Origin of the sequence: Arenimonas terrae, assembly GCF_006265115.1 — a bacterium.
In the GTDB taxonomy this organism is placed as follows: Bacteria; Pseudomonadota; Gammaproteobacteria; order Xanthomonadales; family Xanthomonadaceae; genus Arenimonas; species Arenimonas terrae.
In genome coordinates this window covers 1,241,431-1,259,156 of record NZ_SMDR01000001.1, presented here as the reverse complement: position 1 = coordinate 1,259,156, position 17,726 = coordinate 1,241,431, and the positions used below count along the sequence as shown (strand labels likewise).

The following is a 17,726-nucleotide window of genomic DNA, read 5'->3' as shown; positions in this document are numbered from 1 at the left end:
GCGCGCGGCGGCGTCCCCGTTCCGTCGCGGCGCATCGAGCAGGATCGGCCCATGGACCTCGACGCTTACCGCACGCTCCTTGCATGCGCCCGCCGACTCTCGCGCCGCGCGGACGAGGCCGAGGACCTGGTGCAGGACACGCTGCTGGCGGCGCTGGAGGCCGGCCGCGACGATGGGGCGTGGCTGGAGGGCGTGATGCGCCAGCAGGCGGCGATGGCGGCCCGCGGCGCGGTGCGGCGCCGGCGCCGCGAGGCCGCGATGGACGAACCCGCCGCCGCGGCGGTTCCCGATGGCGGGACGGCCCCGGCGGCGAATCCGCTGTTGTGCCAGCTGCCGCCCTCCGCGCGCCGGGTCGCGGTGCTGGCCCTGCACGGCCTGGATGCCGGCGAGATCCGCTGGATCCTGGGCATCGCCGACACCGCCTTCCGCCAGCGCCTGAGCCGCATCCGTCGGGCCCTGGGCGAGCTGCCGCCGGCGCAGCGGGCCGAGGCGCAGGCCCTGGCCTATGTGCGCGATCCGGCGCGCACCGTCGAACTGCAGTTCGGCCTGGTGCGGCGCGCCCTCAAGGCGGCGCTGGCCGGCCGCGCCGGCCTGGGCACCCACGATGCCGACGGCCACCTGATCGTGATCCGCGGCGCTCACACACCGGCTCCCGGCGGCAACGGATAGACGGGAACCACAAAGGAGACTCCCATGCTCAAGGACTGCAAGGTCGGCGCCATCGTCTTTTTCGTCAGCGTGCTGGACCGGGCGCTGGGTTTTTACCGCGACACCCTCGGCCTGCCGGTCGAGGCGATCGAGGGCCATGATGGAACGTTCGGACTGGGCCAGGTCGGCGACCTGAGCCTGGTCTTCATCGCCCGCCCGGCGAACGCCGGCGACAGCCCAGTGGTGGTGTTCAACCTCGACGGCGGCATCGACGACTACGCCGAGGCGCTGGCGGCGAAAGGGGTGGAGATCGTGGTGCCGGTGAGCGAAGCGCCGGACGGCGGGCTGACGCTGGACTTTCTCGACCCGGACCGCAACACCCTAAGCCTCTACCAGCCGGCGGGGGCTCCGCGCCGCCGCTGAGCCGCCGCCACGCGGCGGCGCGCCCGCCGCGTGATCCGGGTCACAGAATCGAACATCCGCCGCGGTGCCGTGGCGGGTGGGCGCCCGCGCCCGGGTAGGCCCCGGATGGGAGGCCGAGGGCCTCCTGGCCGCATCGAACGCGGCGGGGAAAACATCCGGTGGACCGCATGAACACATGGACGGCAGGCGTGGGGACGCTGCTGCTCGCCACATTGGCGACAGCGCAGGCGATGGCGCAATCGGCTCCGGCAATTCCCACTGGCCATCCGCGCCTGTGGCTGTCGTCGCCCGACCAGCGGCAACGGGCAGAGGAGTGGCTCGCGGCCCAAGGCCAGATGCCGGCCGCCGACGACCACGCGGGCAACGCCTTCGTGGCGCTGCTGTCGGACGATCCGGCGCGCTGCACCGCGGCCGTGGACTGGCTGGTGGGCTTCACCCTGCCGGACGTCGGCAACGTGTCCAGCGACAACGCGCGCTGGTACGGCGAAACCGCCGCGCTGGTGTTCGACTGGTGCCATGCCAGCATGAGCGCGTCGCAGCGTGCGACGGTCATCACCCGCTGGAACGGCTATCTCGACGTACTCAACGCCAAGGACTGGGGCGGGCAGGGCTACGAGGCCAACAACTATTTCTGGGGCTACCTGCGCAACGACCTCAACTGGGCGATCGCGACCTGGCATGAGAACCCGCGCGCGCCGGACTTCCTCGCGCACGGGCTGGACACCCGGTACCGGGACTGGTTCATCGACGGCTTCGTGCCCGCGTTCGGCGTCGGCGGCGTGGCCGGCGAAGGCACGCAGTACGGGCGCTACATGCTGTCGTATCCGGTGGTGCCTTTCCTGAGCCTGCGCGACTACGGCATCGATCCGTATCCGGAGACCGGCTTCCACGCCGAAGCCCTGTACCAGCTCGCCTACAGCCTGACGGGCGCCACCCCCGGACCGCCGTCCGAACCGGGCTGCCCCGGCGACTACCGCTACTTCATGCCATTCAACGACGACGAGGCGTTTTTCCTCTGCTTCCCGGAAGTCGCGCGCTCCACCGACTACGGCATGTTCCTGCTGGCCATGGCGGAAGCCGGGTCCGCCCGGCAGTCCGCGCATGCGCGCCGCCTGTTCTCCGAGCTGCAGCCGAGGCTGCCGTACTGGGCGCGCTACCGCGCGCCGACCGGCGCGGGCGAGGGCTTCGGCGCCTTGCCCGCCGACTACCATGCCGCCGGCGCCGGCTACGTCTGGGCGCGCGCCGGCTGGGCCGCGGACGATGCGGTGGTGATGCTGCAGCTGGCGTCGCCCGGTGCGGTGGGCCACCGCCATCTCGATACCGGCAGCTTCCAGTTCTGGCGCGCCGGCGCCTGGGTGAGCCGCGAAACCACGGCCTACACCGACCTGATCGCCGGGCCGGGCGGCGAAGGCCTGGTCGACGGCGGCACCGCGGTCGGACACAACACCTTCCTGTTCGAAGGGCGCGCCGAACGCGGCTGGGAAAGCGGCGGACCGCGCACCATCCCGGAGGGGCAGCGCCGGCGCAGCAATCCCGACGGACTGGCGCAGGTGACGCGGCTGCACCGCGAGTCCCGTTTCCTGTACGCGGCCACTGACCTGAGCCTGCCCTATCGCGCCCAGCGCAGCGAAGATCCCTGCCGCTACGACTGGCCGTTCGCCGAGCGCATCGAGCGCGAGTTCCTGTTCCTGCGCGAGCTCGACGCCCTCGTGGTCTTCGACCGGGCGCGTTCCGGCGACGATTCCCTGGCCTACGTGCCTTCGCACTGCCGGCAGATCGGCTACAGCGACTACGCGGGCCCGCGGCTGGCGGCGGACGAGGTCCGCAAGACCTTCCTGATGCATTTCCTGACGGCGCCGACCCTTGCCGGCAACGTCAGCACGGCCATGGTCGACGGCCAGGCCGTGCGCCTGCACAACCTGCTGCCGCTGGGCGCGACGCGCCGGGTGGTCGACGAGCAGGCCGGCGACGACGGTTCCGTCGGCCAGTACCGCCTGGAAATCGAAAGCTCGGGCCAGGCGCAGAGTTACTTCCTCAACGTGCTCGAGGCGGGCGGCGCCGGCGTGCCCGCGCTCAGCGCCAGCGTCGACACCTCGGCCGTGCCCTGGCGCCTGAGCCTGTCGCGCCCAGGCAGCACGCCGGTCGTAATGGAGATCGAACCCGGCGAACGCTCGACCGGTGGCGCCGTGAATTTCGGCGGCGAGCGCGTGGTCCTGCTCGACCGCGTCCAGCACAACTGGGTGGACGCCGACGGCCCGCACTGGGAGGAGGTTTCCGCGACGCCGGTCGACCCGCTGGATCCACCGGCCGACGCGATCCGCACGGTGAGCCGGGAACGCGACCATTTCGACCTGGCGCTGGAAGGCCTGCCGGCCCTTTCCGCTGCCCGGTTCGCGGCGACGCCGCTGGTTGCGCCGCAGCGCACGGTGCAGGACATCCCGGCGGATCCGACGCCCGCCGATCCCTACGACGCACCGGCCGCCAACCTCGTGCGCTGGCTGTCGGTTCCGGCCGCGCAGGCCGGCGGTCTGCCCCGCACGTTTCGCCTGCGCGCCGTCGTGCGCTCAACCGGCGGCATGGCCCTCATGCTGGGCCGCGACCTCAACGGCAACGGCCGGCCCGACGCGGGCGAGGAGCGCTGCCGAAGCGACGCCGGGCCGGCGTTGGTGGCCTGCGAGATCGCCGTGCTCGAGGAGGCGACCGTCGGCAGCTACTGGCTGATGGCGCAGGCCGTCGCGGGACCGGGCGTCGCGGTGCAGGTGGATGCGTACGCGATCGCGCTGGCGGCGTCCGAAACGCCGGATGCCCTGGTCGCCACCGGTCCGGGGCAGGTCGAGGCCGGCGAAGGGTTCCGGCTGCGCGTGGGCTACGACGATGCATCTCTGCTGGAAGGCGAGGACCGCGTCGGCTATGTGCTGGTGCATGCCGACGCCGGTGCGCCGGTGGGCGTGGTGCCGGTGCGCCTGTCCCGCACGGGCAGCAGCGTCGAGCCTTTCGTGCTGGCCAACGGCGCCGTGCGCGCGGTCATGCTGCGGCCCGGGCAGTCGCATGACCGCCTGTTTTTCGACGTGCCGCCGCACGCCACCGCCGTGCAGTTCGCGCTGCGCGACAGCACCGGCAACCTGGACCTGCATGTGTCGCGAGAGGCCTCGCCGGTGGCGCCGGCGATCGCTGCGGCGCCGCCGTGGAACAGCCAGCCGGCATTCCGCGCCGCGACCGCCGGTGGCGACGAGACGCTGGTGTTGTCCGGCGCGAACCTGCAGCCCGGCCGGCACTACGTCGTGCCCAGCAATCCGACCTCGGGCACCGTTTCCGGGACGGTGGTCGCGACGGTCATGACGCAGGGCACGCGGCCGGCGTTCCGCGCCGGCCATTACGCCAACCCGGCCCGCAGCGGCCAGGGCCTGTTCGTCGATTTCGCCGGCCCGCAGGGGGCGCCGGACCAATGGGTCGCCGTCTGGTACGCCTATCTCGAGGACGGTACGCCGACCTGGTATTACGCCCAGGGCGGCACGCCCGGTGCCGACGGCACGTGGCGCGCCGATCTGCTGCGGGTGACATGGAACGGCGCGCTGACGCACGCGGTGGACGTCGGCGAGCTCGTGCTGACGCCCGCCGCGGCGGAGGCGATGACCCTGAGCTACAACCTCGACGGACGCAGCGGCTCCGAGCCGATGCAGCGGATCGGCGGCGGCACCTGCCCGATGCCGGGCGGGCAGCCGCTCGACCTCACCGGGCACTGGTACTCGCCGACGCTGCCGGGATTCGGCTACAGCTACCAGGCCACCGGCGGCGCTGACCCGCAGGAGGTGTTCATTCCCTATCTGTACGACGGGCAGGGCTACCCGCGCTGGCTGTACGGCCAGAAGGGCTTCGCCCCGGGCAGCGAGACCTTCGCCCTGCAGTGGTTCTCGGGCTTCTCGCCACTGGCCGCGGCGGTGCCGCTGACGGGCACGCCGGCGGGCACCGGCCGCCGGACAATCGCCGGCAGCGGCATCGCGCGCATGACTGTGGACGCCACCTTGACCGGCGCGCTGAGCGGCCGCTGGGTCCAGGACCGGCCGGTGGCGCTGCTGTCCCAGCCCAAGCTCTGCCAATGACCGCCGCGGCGCCGGGCAGGAGGCCCGGCGCCGCGGGCCAGGTCAGAAGCCGCGGTCGCCCGACAGGATGCCGCCCAGGCCGCCCAGCACCGAACCTTCGTCGCGGCTGCCGCCCTTCTGGTAGGCCGCGGCCATCATGCGGCCGGCCATGCGCGAGAACGGCAGCGACTGGATCCAGACCTTGCCCGGGCCGGTGAGCGTGGCCAGGAACACGCCTTCGCCGCCGAACAGCATCGACTTCACGCCGCCGACCGGCTTGACGTCGAAATTCACGGTGCTGGTCATCGCCACCACGCAGCCGGTGTCCACGTCGATACGCTCGCCGGGCTGCAGGTCGCGCTCCATGATGGTGCCGCCGGCGTGCACGAAGACCAGGCCGTCGCCGGTGAGCTTCTGCATGATGAAACCCTCGCCGCCGAACAGCGCCGTCATCACCTTCTTCTGGAAGAAGATGCCGATCTGCACGCCGCGCGCCGCGCACAGGAAGCTGTCCTTCTGCGCGATGATGGTGCCGCCGTAGTTGCTCAGCGTCATCGGCACGATGGTGCCGGGGTAGGGCGCCGCGAACGCGACCTTGGCCTTGCCGGCGCCGCCCGCGTGCGAGAACACGGTGGTGAACAGGCTCTCGCCGGTGATCAGGCGCTTGCCGGCGCCGACCAGCTTGTCCATGAAGCCGCCGCCGGCGCCGCCCGACTGGGCGCCGTCGCCGAACACGGTCTCCATGTTCACGACCGCGTCCTTGTACATCATCGACCCCGCTTCTGCGACCGCGCTTTCGCCCGGGTCGAGCTCGATCTCGACGAACTGCATGTCCTCGCCGTAGATCCGGTAGTCGATGATGTCGGCGCGCGTGCCCGCCAGCGCGGCCGGCGGCGGCAGCGGCGCGGGCATCGTGCCGGGCGCGGATTCGGCGCGCAGCTCGGCGCAGGCGGCGATCGGGATCCACTCGGCGAAACCCTGGCGCCAGCAGTGGCCGTTCGGATTCTTCGCGGCCTGCGCGATCGCGGCGGCGTGGTCGAGCGGGCCCATCTGCTGGCCGTTGTAGCTGAGGAACCACTGGTGCATGGACGGACTCCTGGTGCGGGGGAGAGAGGAACGTCGCGGCCGGCTGGCCGGCCGCGGGGGTCAGTCGAGCCCGAGCTGGGCGTGGATGTCGCGGCGGGCCGCCTCGTCCAGCGACAGCTGGGTGGCGAGGCGGTCGAGGAAGCTGCGTTCGGCCTCGGTGTCGGCGGTGATGGCGATCAGCGCCGCGGCATAAACCTCGGCCCGCAGGCTGGCGGGCGTGCGCGCCACCAGCTGCTCTACGGTGAAGGGCGCGCGGATCTCGGCGTCCAGGGCCTGCAGGCTCTCGGCGTCGAGGCCGGCTTCGCGGGCGCGGCCGAGGATGGCTTCGCGCTCCCCGGCGTCGATCAGGCCGTCGGCGTGGGCCGCGGTGATCATGGCGCGCAGCAGGTGCATGGCCTGCTCGGTGCGGGCCGGGCTCGGCGCGGCGGGCGGGGGCGGGGGCGGCGGGCTGGCCACCGGTCCCGGCGGTGGAGGCGGCACCGCGCCTCCCGCCAGCGGATTGGGTGCGGCGGCGCCGCCGGACGGCTGCTGGTAGTGCTGGTAGGCCGCCACGGCGATGCCCAGCAGGCCCAGTCCCAGCTTGGCCTTGGTGGCGCCGGAGAAGCCACCGGAGGACCCGCCCAGCAGGCCGCCCAGGCCCGAGGACCGGTGCTTCTTGCGCTTGCGGCCGCCCAGCTGGCCGGAGAGGGCGTCGCCCATCAGCTGGCCCAACAGGGCTTCGGGGTTGAACATGCGCGGAACCTCGATTCGGGGAGTGGGGATGATCCCGATGTTGGGGCGCCCCTTCCCAGTGCACAAGGTCAGGAAAGGGCCGGGGGCGGACTGTGGCAAAATGCCGGCCTCGCGTCCCGACAACGAGTTTCCCCGCCATGCCGAACCCCGGCCCGCGCCCCGCGACCCAGGATTGACCCGGCCATGGCGGACAGCACCGGCAGCCACGCTCCACGCAGCCCGTTCCGGGCCTGGCAGGCGTTCCTGTGGTCGATGAAGGGCCTGCGCGCGACCTGGGACGTGGAATCCTCGTTCCGGCTCGAGGTCTACCTGTTCGTGGTGCTGGCGCCCCTGGCCCTGTGGCTGGGCGCGGACGGCGTCGAACGGGCGATCCTGATCGGCTCGATGGTGGGGGTGCTGGTGATCGAGGTGCTGAACTCGGCGGTCGAGGCGGTCGTGGACCGCTGGGGCCCCGAGCACCACGAACTCGCCGGCCGCGCCAAGGACATGGGTTCGGCCGCGGTGTTCCTGGCCGACATGAACGTTTTGATCTGCTGGGGCCTGATCCTCGGCCCCCGTTACCTGAATTGAGGCTTCGCCACGATGGATTGGATGTTCAGCACTGAAATCTGGGTCGCGCTGCTGACCCTGGCCACGCTCGAGATCGTGCTGGGCATCGACAACCTGGTCTTCATCTCCATCGCGGTGAGCAAGCTGCCGCCGGAGCAGCGCCCGAAGGCGCGCCGCTTCGGCCTGGCCCTGGCCTGCATCACCCGCATCCTGCTGCTGCTGTCGCTGGCCTTCCTGGCCAGCATGCAGAACAACCTGTTCAGCCTGTTCGGCCAGGACTTCTCGGTGCGCGACCTGGTGCTGATCGCCGGCGGCCTGTTCCTGCTGGTCAAGGGCACGATGGAGATCCACGACTCGGTCGAGGGCCGCGGCGAGGAAGAGGACATCGGCACCAAGCCGTCCGCGGTGTTCGGTTACGTCATCGCCCAGATCGCCATCATCGACATCGTGTTCTCGCTCGACTCGGTGATCACCGCGGTCGGCATGGTCGACAACCGCTGGGTGATGGTCGCCGCGATCATGATCGCGGTGGCGGTGATGCTGTTCGCGGCCAACCCGATCGGCGACTTCATCGACAAGCACCCGACCGTGAAGATGCTGGCCCTGTCCTTCATCATCCTGGTCGGCGTGGCCCTGATCGCCGACGGCTTCGAATTCCACATCGACCGCAAGTTCCTGTACTTCGCGATGGCCTTCTCGGCCGGCGTCGAGGCCCTGAACATCCTGGCGAAACGAAAACAGAAACGGCACGGCTGACCCGCGCGTCAGCCGCCCCCGAGCGCCGTCCGCGCCCGCCCGCCTGGAGCCTGCATGACCCTGCTGCACGATATCGATCCGCTGGCCGTTTCCCTGCCGTTCTGGCCGCACGGCATCCACTGGTACGGCGTGATGTACCTGCTGGGCTTCGGCGCCGCCTGGTGGCTCGGCCGCCGGCGCGTGCGGGCCGGGCGCCTGCCGGGCGTGAACGACGAGGGTTTCGGTGACCTGATCTTCTACGGCATGCTCGGCGTCGTGCTCGGCGGGCGCCTGGGCTACGTGCTGTTCTACGGCTTCGAGTCCTTCCTGGCCGATCCGCTGATGCTGCTCAAGATCAACGAGGGCGGCATGAGCTTCCACGGCGGCCTGATCGGCGTGATGCTGGCGGCGGCCTGGTGGACCCGGCGGCAGAAGCTGCACTACTTCGACGTGATGGACTTCGTCGCGCCGCTGGTGCCGGCCGGCCTGGGCTTCGGCCGGCTGGGCAACTACATCGGCGGCGAACTCTGGGGCAAGCCGACCGGCGCCGACTGGGGCGTGGTGTTCCCGTCGAGCCTGCCGGCCGAGTACGCCCGGCTGCCGGCCGAACAGCTGCGCGAGCTGCACGCCTCCGGCGCGCTCGACGGCTTCGCCCGGCATCCATCCCAGCTTTACCAGGCGGTGCTGGAGGGCGTGGTGATGCTGGCCGTGCTGGTCTGGTATTCGCGCAAGCCGCGGCCGCGTTATGCGGTGTCCGGCCTGTTCGCGCTGCTCTACGGCGTCTTCCGCTTCGTGGTGGAGTTCGTGCGCGAACCCGACGCGCACCTGGGCTACCTGGCCTTCGGCTGGCTGACCATGGGCCAGGTGCTGTCGCTGCCGCTGGTGGCGCTGGGCCTGTTCCTGCTGTGGCTGTCGCGGCGTTCGCCGACGCTGGCCCCTGCCGCGCGCGAGGCCGCCTGATGCGCCAGTACCTCGGCCTGCTGCGGCACGTGATGGAGCATGGCGCGGAGAAGTCGGACCGCACCGGCACCGGAACGCGTTCGGTGTTCGGCTGGCAGATGCGCTTCGACCTGTCGGAAGGTTTCCCGCTCGTCACCACCAAGAAGCTGCACCTGCGCTCGATCATCCACGAGCTGCTGTGGTTCATCCGCGGCGAAACCAACATCGGCTACCTGCGCGAGAACAAGGTCACGATCTGGGACGAGTGGGCCGACGCCAACGGCGACCTCGGCCCCGTCTACGGCAAGCAGTGGCGGCACTGGACCGGGCTGGACGGCCGCGAGATCGACCAGCTGCGCTGGGTGGTGGACGAGATCGGGCGCAATCCCGATTCCCGGCGTCTGATCGTCAGCGCCTGGAACGTGGCCGAACTGCCGCAGATGGCGCTGATGCCCTGCCACACGATGTTCCAGTTCTACGTGGCCGACGGAAAACTCAGCTGCCAGCTCTACCAGCGTTCGGCCGACATTTTCCTGGGCGTGCCCTTCAACATCGCCAGCTACGCGCTGCTGACCCACATGGTCGCGCGCCACTGCGGCCTGGGCGTCGGCGACTTCGTGCACACGCTGGGCGATGCGCACGTGTACAGCAACCACTTCGAGCAGGCGCGCGAGCAGCTGGCGCGTTCGCCGCGGCCGCTGCCGAAACTGGTGCTGGCGCCGGAAGCGACCGACCTGTTCGCGATGCGCTACGAAGACATCGCGATCGAAGGCTACGACCCGCATCCCGCCATCAAGGCGCCGGTGGCGGTGTGAGCGCGCTGGTCCTGGTCGCGGCGCTGGACCGCCGCGGCGCGATCGGCCGCGGCAATGAGCTTCCGTGGCGCCTGCCGGACGACCTCAGGCGCTTCAAGGCGCTGACCCGCGGCCAGACCGTGCTGATGGGCCGCAAGACCGCCGAATCGCTGGGCCGCGCACTGCCCGAGCGGCGCAACCTGGTGCTGACGCGGTCGGGTCTGGTGCCGTTCGATGGCATGGAGGCGGTGGCCTCGCTGCAGGCGGCGCAGTCGCTCTGCGCCGGCGAAACCCTGATGGTGATCGGCGGCGGCGAGATTTATGCGATGACGCTGCCGTCCGCGTCGCGCCTGCACCTCACCCACGTCGACACCGCGGTTGCGGACGCCGATGCCTTCTTCCCGGCGCTGGATCCGGCGGTATGGGAGCCGGAGGCGCGCGAAGCGCATGCCGCCGATGCGCGGCATGCCTTCGCGTTCGAGTTCGTCGACTACCGCCGGCGCGGCGCCGCCTAGCTCAGTTCGACAGCGGCGCCGTCGCGGCCAGCTCGTAGCGCAGCAGGGTCGAGACCTGGCGTTCGAGCTGCAGGTACTTCAGGGCCTTGGCGGCCGGCAGCAGGCGGCTCAGGCGCGAATAGGTCTCTTCGTTCAGACGGGCCTCGTCGAGGTCGATCTCGGCCAGTTCCTCGGCGAGGTCGGCGATCTCGTCCTCGTCCAGGGTGGACAGCCGCGCATAGGCGGCCGCGGCCTCGCGGCGGCGCTGGACCAGGCCGGCCAGCTCGCTCTGGTGGGCGTCGTAGACCGGCCAGAAGTCGGCTTCCTCGGCGGGCGTGAGCGCCATCTGCCGGGCGGTGAAAACCTGCTTGCCGGGCGCCAGCTGGGCCTGCAGGCCGGCCATGTGGGCGGCGGGGTCGGCGGTCTGGGCCAGGACCGGGGCAGCCAGCAGCACGGCCAGGGCCAGAGCGGAGAGGGTGCGGAACATGGGGCGACTCCTTGCAGCGAACGGACGTGGAAACCTTACCGTGCCCAAACCGAGGCACGGCACTAATTATCGGCGTGGCGGCCGCGTTTTTGTGACGCAGTGCTCAGTCGTCGGCGCGGGTGCCGGCGGGGACCTCGCGGCCGGCGACCTGGTGCAGGCGCAGTTCGGGACCCAGCTCCATCGCGGTGAGCTTGCCGCCCCAGACCGCGCCGGTGTCGATGGCGTAGATGCCCAGGCCCATGAACAGGCCCAGCGTCGACCAGTGCCCGCAGACCACCGGCAGCTCGCGAGGCGCGTGGCCGGGAACCTCGAACCAGGGATACATGCCCGGCTTCTGGGTGCCGGGCCGGCCCTTGTCCTCGAAGCCGATGCGGCCGCTGGGCGTGCAGTACCGCAGGCGGGTGAAGACATTGATGATCGCGCGGTAGCGGTCGACGCCGGTGAGCTTGGGCGACCAGGCCGGCTTGTCGCCGTACATGTTCTTCACCAGCTTGAAGAAGCTGTCGCCCTGGAGTTTTTCCTCCACCTCGCGGGCGCGCGCCTCGGCCAGGCTCAGCGTCCACTTCGGCGCCAGGCCGGCGTGCACCATGGCGAAACCGAGCGTGCGGTCGACATGCATCAGCTTCTGCCGGCGCAGCCAGCCGATCAGCACCTCATGGTCGTCGGCGAACAGCACGCGCTGCAGGTCCGGGTTGACCTTGCGCTGGTCGGCCTCGCGCCGGGTCGAGATGGCGAGCAGGGACAGGTCGTGGTTGCCCAGTACGATGGTGCTGTGGATCGCCAGCGAATGGATCAGCCGCAGCGTCTCGAGCGACTGGCCGCCGCGGTTGACCAGGTCGCCGCAGAACCACAGGCGGTCGGCGGCGGGATCAAAGCGGATCTTCTCGAGCAGGCGCTGCAGCGCGTCGTAGCAGCCCTGCACGTCGCCGATGGCGTAAGTGGCCATGTCAGTGCAGGGTCCGCGGGATGGACAGGGTGAACGGGTCGATCATCGCGTCGAAGGTGGTGCCGTCGTCGGCGAGCATCTGGTAGCTGCCGCGCATCGTGCCCAGCGGCGTCTCGAGCACGGCGCCGGAGGTGTATTCGAAATGTTCGCCCGGGCGCAGCCAGGGCTGTTCGCCGACTACGCCTTCGCCGCGCACTTCCTGCACCTTGCCGTTGGCGTCGGTGATCAGCCAGTGGCGGCTGACCAGCCGCGCCGGCACCTGGCCGATGTTGTGGATGCGGATGGTGTAGGCGAACACGTAGCGGTCGTCGTCCGGAATCGACTGGTCGTCCAGGTAACGGGTGGCGACGATGACCTCGATGGCGTGCAGGGGCGAATCCATGCCGCCATTCTACGCAGGACGCGCGCCCGGGGGCAGCGAGCCCAGATAAGTCGCGAGCTGCCTGAATTCAGCCACTTCCAGCTGTTCGGCGCGGGCGTCGGGACGCAGGCCCGCGGCCTCGATGTCGGCGCCGGTGCAGACCTGCTGCAGGGCGTTGCGCAGGGTCTTGCGGCGCTGGCCGAAGGCGTCGCGCACGATGCGCTCGAACAGCGCGGGGTCGGCGATGCCGATCTCGGCGGCCGGGCGCGGCACCAGCCGCACCACGGCCGAGTCGACCTTGGGCGGCGGCCGGAACGCGCCGGGCGGCACGTCGAACAGCGAGGTGACCGTGCAGTACGCCTGCAGCATCACGCTGAGCCGGCCGTAGACCTTGCTGCCGGGGCCGGAGGCCATGCGGTCCACCACTTCCTTCTGCAGCATGAAGTGCATGTCGCGCACCGCGCCGGCGTGCTCGAGCGCGTGGAAGAGGATCGGCGAGGAAATGTTGTAGGGCAGGTTGCCGACCAGGCGCAGCGGGCCTTCGTCGCCGGCCAGCCGGCTGAAGTCCACCTGCAGCACGTCCTTGTGGATGATGGTCAGGCGGCCGACGCCCTCCGAGGCTTCCATCAGCGGTGTGATCAGGTCGCGGTCGAACTCGATCACGGTCAGTTCGCCGTGTTTTTTCAGCAGCGGGAAGGTGATCGCGCCCTGGCCGGGGCCGATCTCCACCAGCCGGTCGCCCGGCTTCGGGTTCACCGCCATCACGATCCGGTCGATGTAGCTGCGGTCGCTGAGGAAGTGCTGGCCGAGATTCTTCTTCGGCGGCGCCTTGAACGTGCTCATGGGGTCTGGCTCATGCCGGCATCCTGCGGGCCGCGAGCCGGGCGCACAAGTCGGCGGCGGCAAACAGGCTGGACGGGTCGGCGCTGCCGCGCCCGGCCAGCTCCAGGGCGGTGCCGTGGTCCACGGCCACGCGCGGGTAGGGCAGGCCCAGGGTGATGTTGACCGCCTGCTCGAAGCCGCTGTGCTTGAGCACCGGCAGGCCCTGGTCATGGTACATCGCCAGCACCGCGTCGAAGCCGGCGAGCTTGCGCGGCAGGAAGGCGGTGTCCGCCGGCAACGGGCCGGCCAGGTCCAGGCCCTGCGCGCGCAGGGCATCCAGCGCCGGAATGATCACGTCCAGCTCCTCGCGGCCCAGGTGGCCGTCCTCGCCCGCGTGCGGGTTGAGGCCAAGCACCGCGATGCACGGCCTGGCCAGGCCGAAATCGCGGCGCAGGGCGGCGTCGATGACGCGCAGGGTGCGCGACAGGCCCTCGCCGGTGATGGCATCGGCCACGGCGCGCAGCGGCAGATGGGTGGTCGCCAGCGCGACCCGCAGCGTGGGATTGGCCAGCATCATCACCACTTCGGCGCCGGCCTGGCGGGCCAGCAGTTCGGTGGTGCCGGAGTAGGCGATGCCGCCGTCGTTGATGCTGGCCTTGTGCACCGGGCCGGTGACCATGCCCTGCAGTTCGCCGGCCAGGCAGGCGGCGCCGGCGGTCTCGAGCGCGGCGATCACCGCCGGGGCATTGGCCGGATCGGCGTGGCCGAAGCGGACCGGCTGCGCCTGCGGAACCGGATGCAGGGCCAGTTCGCCCGGGCCGGCGGCCTGGCCAGGATCACGCAGCCGCAGCGGCAGCCCGATCGCGGCCGCGGCCTGCCGCAGGGTGTCGGGGTCGGCGTAGGCGATCAGGTCGGCGGCGCCCGGCCGATGGGCCAGGCGCACGCACAGTTCGGGCCCGATGCCGCCCGGCTCGCCAGGAACCAGGGCCAGGCGGGGCCGCATGCGGATCAGGAGGACGCGGCGGGCGCCGCCGGAGCCTCGAGACGGCTCTCGACGTAGGCTTCGGAACGCAGCTGGCGCAGGAAACGCTCGAACTCTTCCTCGGCCTTGCGTTGGCCGATGATCTCGCGGGCCTGGTTGCGGCGGTTCTTTTCGGTCACGTCCTGAGTGCGGCTGGCGATGCGGCGCACGATGTGCCAGCCCACCTCGCTCTGGAACGGCTGCGACAGTTCGCCGTCCGCAAGCATCTGCACCTGGTTGCCGATGGCGGTGCCCCAGGCGTTGATCGCGAACCAGCCCATGTCGCCGCCGGACGCGCGGCTGATGGAGTCGTCGGACTCGGCGCGGGCGATCGTGGCGAAATCCTCGCCGGCGACGATGCGGTCGCGCAGCGCCTGGATCTTCTGGCGCGCGACCTCGACCGGCACGGTGGGGGTGACGCGGACCATCAGGCCCTGGGCGTTGTATTCGGTCAGCGTCTGCTGGCCCGCTTCGCGGGTCTCCACCAGCTTGATCAGCTGGTAGCCGTTCGGGCCGCGGATCGGCTGGCTGATGTCGCCGGGCTTCATGCCCTGGATCAGGCCGACGAAGGCCGGCGGGATGGCGTCGTAGCCGCGCCAGCCGATGTCGCCGCCGTCGAGCGCGTTCTGCGCGTCGGAGTAGCGGATCGCGGCGGCGCTGAAGTCCAGCTCGCCGCGGTTGACGACGTCGCGGATGCCTTCGATCTTGCGCTGGGCGGTGGCCACCTGCTCCGGCGTGGCGCCGTCCGGCAGCGCGACCACGATGTTGGCCAGGCGCACTTCCGGGCCGCCGATGGCGCGCTGGGCGAGCAGCTGGTCGACTTCGGTCTCGCTGACCTGCACACGGCTCTGGATGTAGCGCTGGCGCAGGCGCTCGATCAGCATTTCCTCCCGCAGGCTGCTGCGGAACTCCTCGTAGCCGATGCCGTCGGCGGCCAGGCGCTGGCGCAGCTGGTCCTGGGTCATGCGGTTGCGGGAGGCGACGCTTTCGATGGCCTGGCCCAGCTCGGCGTCGCTGATGCGGATGCCGGTGTCGGAGGCGCGGGCGAGCTGCAGGCGCATCAACACCAGGCGGTCGAGCACCTGGCGTTCGAGCACGTCGCGCGGCGGCAGCTGGCCGGGCTGGTTGGCGTACTGGGCGATGATGTTCTGGACCGCGCGGTCGAGTTCGCTGCGCAGGATCACGTCCTCGTCGACCACGGCGGCGATGCCGTCGAGGGCGGTGGTCGCCTGGGCGGGCGCCGGTGCGGGCGCCGCGGCGAAACACAGGACCAGCAGGCCGGCCAGGGCGGTGTGGATGGCGTTCTTCATGCGGGGGCGGGCTCCGGCGCCGGGAGCCGGCGCCATGGGTTCAACGGGAGTAATCAAGGATAGCATCATCAAGCAAACGGGCCGTGTCGCGGCCCAGGCTGCCGACTCCGTTCAGCTCCAGCTCAAGGTAAATGCCCGTGTTGCTTTCGCCGCCGAATTCGCGGATGTAGCGCCGGCCCAGAACGCGCAGGGCCACGCAGCAGCTCTTCCATTCCACGCCGCCCAGGGCTTCCAGCGTTTCGCCATCGCGCAGCGAGTAGTTCCAGCGGCCCATCACGCGCCAGCGCAGGTTGATCGGCACGACGAAGGAGACGTCGGCCTGCTCGAGCAGGTTGGCGCGGTAGCGGTACGAGGCGTTGACCAGGCCGCCCTCGCCGAAGCGCCACTGGCTGCGCACGGCCGACAGCGTGGTGCGTTCGGTGTCCGGGTCCCACTGCTGGGCCAGGCTCAGGCTCCAGTTGCGCGACAGGGCCAGGCTGGCCTCGGCGACCCAGGCGGAGCCTTCGTCCGACAGCGGCAGGGCGCCGGGCACGGTGACGCGCGGCGGGTCGAAATAGTGGATGCGGCCGATGCCGGCGCTGATCAGTTCGCGACCGTCGTCGGCGCTGAGCACGCGGCTGGTCAGGGCCAGGGTCACCTGGTCGGCGTCGGCCTGGCGGTCGGCGCCGCCGAAACGGTTGTCGCGGAACAGGCCGGGCCAGCCGAAGGTCAGCGGCTGGGTATCGAACAGCGGCAGGTCGTCCTGGTCGCGGTAGGGCACCTTCAGGTAGAACAGCCGCGGCTCGAGCGTCTGCAGGTAGTTGCCGCCGCGCCAGTCGAAATCGCGCTCGAAGAAGGCCCCGGCATCCAGGCTCATGATCGGCACGCTGCGGCTGGGGCTGTCGTCGCCGCCCGGCGGCACCAGGCTGTTGTCGAGCGAATAGGCGGTGTAGCGCCAGGCCAGTTCCGGCGTCACGTACCAGGCCGCGCCGCCGAAAGGCAGGCTCAGGTGCGGCTGGATATCCACGCGCTCGCCACCGGCCAGGGTCTCGTGCTGGAAGCGCACGGCTTCGCCGCGGATGCCCAGTTCCAGCCAGTCGGCCAGCGGGCGCGACCAGGCCGCCTCGAGGGTCGGCAGGCGGCGGTAGGGTTCGTTGCCGGGCGACAGGGCAGGGCTGGCGATCTGCCAGTCCTGGGCCCAGAGGCTGGCGGTCCAGCCCAGGCCGCGGCCGTAGACGCCGGCGCGGCTGGTCACCGTGGAGACCGACGTCGAGGCCAGCGAATCGCCGAAGTCCTCGAAATAGTTCACGTCGCTGACGTGGTTGAGGCTGGCCGATGCGTACCAGTTCGGCCCCAGGCCGGTGGTGTGGCGCAGGGAGGCCAGGCCGCGGTCGCTGCCGGTGAGGTCGTCGTCCGGTAGCCAGGTGCCCTCGAACTCGCCGCGGTGGCGCCGCGTCAGATAGCGGAACTCGCCGCCCAGCATCAGGCCGCGCTCGCTGAGCCAGCGCGGCGACAGGGTGGCGTCGTAGTTCGGCGCGAGGTTGAGGTAGATCGGCTGTTCGTATTCGAAGCCGTTGCGGTCGTCGTAGCCCACCTTCGGCGCCAGCAGGCCGGTGCGGCGGCGGTCGTCGGTCGGGAAGCGGATGTAGGGCAGCCACAGCACCGGCACGCCGCCCAGGCGCAGGGTCGCGTTGCGGGCGCTGCCCATCGCGTCTTCCTGGTCGATGTCGATGCGGCTGGCGGAAAACTCCCACTGGCGCTGGCCCGGCGGGCAGGTGGAATAGGTGGCCTGGTCCAGCCTGCCCTGGTCGCCGCGCAGGGTGATGACGTCGGCGACGCCGTTGCCCAGGTTGTCGTTGAACTGGTAGCGGACCTTGTCCAGGCGGATGACGTCGGCCTTCTGGTCGCCTTCGGCCTTCTCGGCGACGAAGCGCAGGCCGCGGTCCTGGTACTTGACGCCGCCCTCGGTGACGAAGGTCTCGGCCTCGTGCTGGTAGGTCAGCTTCTCGGTGCCCAGCCACTGGTCGCCGCGCGTGAGCTCGACCTTGCCGGTGAGCACGGTGACCTTTTCCTTGCTGACGTCCAGGTTCTCGGCGCTGACGTCGGTGGGCACGCCGTCGCGGGGCGTGCCGGCGTCGGAGCCGGGCAGCGGCTGGAACAGCGGCAGGGAATCCGGAACGGGGCAGAGCTCCCAGGTCGCGGGTGGAACTTCCTGGGCGCGGGCGGCGCAGGCCATGGCCAGGCAGACGGGCAACAGTCGGAGGGCTGGACGGCGCACGGAGACTTCCCGGGAAAAGACGCGCTAGCTTGGCTTAAGGCGT

Annotated in this window: 16 protein-coding genes and 1 pseudogene; 8 read left to right on the top strand and 9 right to left on the bottom strand. The window is 70.9% G+C overall.

Going from position 1 to position 17,726, the window contains the following annotated elements:
• Positions 1–51 precede the first annotated feature (51 nt).
• The 3 genes from E1B00_RS06095 to E1B00_RS06085 all read left to right on the top strand — a co-directional run bounded on the left by E1B00_RS06095 (position 52) and on the right by E1B00_RS06085 (position 5,171).
• Positions 52–669: an RNA polymerase sigma factor gene (locus E1B00_RS06095; protein ID WP_139446645.1), complete on the top strand. Its 618-nt coding sequence runs from the start codon at positions 52–54 to the stop codon at positions 667–669.
• A 24-nt stretch (positions 670–693) separates the two neighbouring features.
• Complete coding sequence (locus tag E1B00_RS06090) at positions 694–1,071, top strand: VOC family protein (RefSeq protein ID WP_139446643.1); 378 nt, start codon at positions 694–696, stop codon at positions 1,069–1,071.
• A 167-nt stretch (positions 1,072–1,238) separates the two neighbouring features.
• Positions 1,239–5,171, top strand: a complete 3,933-nt coding sequence (locus E1B00_RS06085; protein ID WP_139446641.1) for a hypothetical protein — start codon at positions 1,239–1,241, stop codon at positions 5,169–5,171.
• A 42-nt stretch (positions 5,172–5,213) separates the two neighbouring features.
• Here E1B00_RS06085 and E1B00_RS06080 read toward each other — a convergent pair whose 3' ends face one another.
• Both E1B00_RS06080 and E1B00_RS06075 read right to left on the bottom strand, forming a co-directional pair.
• Positions 5,214–6,236, bottom strand: coding sequence for a TIGR00266 family protein (locus tag E1B00_RS06080; RefSeq protein WP_139446640.1), 1,023 nt, complete (start codon positions 6,234–6,236; stop codon positions 5,214–5,216).
• A 60-nt stretch (positions 6,237–6,296) separates the two neighbouring features.
• Complete coding sequence (locus E1B00_RS06075; RefSeq protein WP_139446637.1) at positions 6,297–6,968, bottom strand: DUF533 domain-containing protein; 672 nt, start codon at positions 6,966–6,968, stop codon at positions 6,297–6,299.
• 183 nt (positions 6,969–7,151) lie between these two features.
• On the opposite strand from E1B00_RS06075, the gene E1B00_RS06070 reads away from it, so the two are divergent.
• The 5 genes from E1B00_RS06070 to E1B00_RS06050 are packed head-to-tail and all read left to right on the top strand — an operon-like array spanning position 7,152 to position 10,500.
• Positions 7,152–7,538 carry a diacylglycerol kinase gene (locus E1B00_RS06070; RefSeq protein WP_139446635.1) on the top strand — a complete coding sequence of 129 codons (387 nt, stop codon included), beginning with the start codon at positions 7,152–7,154 and terminating at the stop codon, positions 7,536–7,538.
• A 12-nt stretch (positions 7,539–7,550) separates the two neighbouring features.
• Positions 7,551–8,273: a TerC family protein gene (locus E1B00_RS06065; RefSeq protein ID WP_139446633.1), complete on the top strand. Its 723-nt coding sequence runs from the start codon at positions 7,551–7,553 to the stop codon at positions 8,271–8,273.
• 54 nt (positions 8,274–8,327) lie between these two features.
• Positions 8,328–9,212 (top strand): prolipoprotein diacylglyceryl transferase, encoded by an 885-nt coding sequence (gene lgt / locus E1B00_RS06060; RefSeq protein WP_139446632.1) that lies wholly within the window; start codon positions 8,328–8,330, stop codon positions 9,210–9,212.
• Positions 9,212–10,006: a thymidylate synthase gene (locus E1B00_RS06055; RefSeq protein WP_139446630.1), complete on the top strand. Its 795-nt coding sequence runs from the start codon at positions 9,212–9,214 to the stop codon at positions 10,004–10,006. Before lgt ends, E1B00_RS06055 begins: the two co-directional genes overlap by 1 nt.
• A 5-nt stretch (positions 10,007–10,011) precedes the next feature.
• Positions 10,012–10,500, top strand: a complete 489-nt coding sequence (locus E1B00_RS06050; protein ID WP_139447750.1) for a dihydrofolate reductase — start codon at positions 10,012–10,014, stop codon at positions 10,498–10,500.
• A gap of 1 nt (position 10,501) precedes the next feature.
• Here E1B00_RS06050 and E1B00_RS06045 read toward each other — a convergent pair whose 3' ends face one another.
• The 7 genes and pseudogenes from E1B00_RS06045 to lptD form a co-directional block, all read right to left on the bottom strand.
• Positions 10,502–10,966, bottom strand: coding sequence for a hypothetical protein (locus E1B00_RS06045; RefSeq protein WP_139446628.1), 465 nt, complete (start codon positions 10,964–10,966; stop codon positions 10,502–10,504).
• Between the two features lie 103 nt (positions 10,967–11,069).
• On the bottom strand, positions 11,070–11,912 hold the full coding sequence (locus E1B00_RS06040; RefSeq protein ID WP_139446626.1) for a symmetrical bis(5'-nucleosyl)-tetraphosphatase: 843 nt from the start codon (positions 11,910–11,912) through the stop codon (positions 11,070–11,072).
• 1 nt (position 11,913) lies between these two features.
• Positions 11,914–12,294 carry a Co2+/Mg2+ efflux protein ApaG gene (gene apaG, locus E1B00_RS06035; protein ID WP_139446624.1) on the bottom strand — a complete coding sequence of 127 codons (381 nt, stop codon included), beginning with the start codon at positions 12,292–12,294 and terminating at the stop codon, positions 11,914–11,916.
• A gap of 9 nt (positions 12,295–12,303) precedes the next feature.
• The gene (gene rsmA, locus E1B00_RS06030) at positions 12,304–13,116 is read right to left on the bottom strand and encodes a 16S rRNA (adenine(1518)-N(6)/adenine(1519)-N(6))-dimethyltransferase RsmA (protein WP_139446622.1); all 813 of its coding nucleotides are present in this window, start codon (positions 13,114–13,116) and stop codon (positions 12,304–12,306) included.
• A 10-nt stretch (positions 13,117–13,126) separates the two neighbouring features.
• Positions 13,127–14,098, bottom strand: coding sequence for a 4-hydroxythreonine-4-phosphate dehydrogenase PdxA (gene pdxA / locus E1B00_RS06025; RefSeq protein WP_139446620.1), 972 nt, complete (start codon positions 14,096–14,098; stop codon positions 13,127–13,129).
• Positions 14,079–15,426: pseudogene (locus tag E1B00_RS06020) on the bottom strand (peptidylprolyl isomerase); the annotation flags it as partial. The gene pdxA and the pseudogene E1B00_RS06020, both read right to left, overlap by 20 nt.
• Positions 15,427–15,466: 40 nt before the next feature.
• Positions 15,467–17,683: an LPS assembly protein LptD gene (gene lptD / locus E1B00_RS06015; protein ID WP_139446616.1), complete on the bottom strand. Its 2,217-nt coding sequence runs from the start codon at positions 17,681–17,683 to the stop codon at positions 15,467–15,469.
• Between the last annotated feature and the right edge of the window lie 43 nt (positions 17,684–17,726).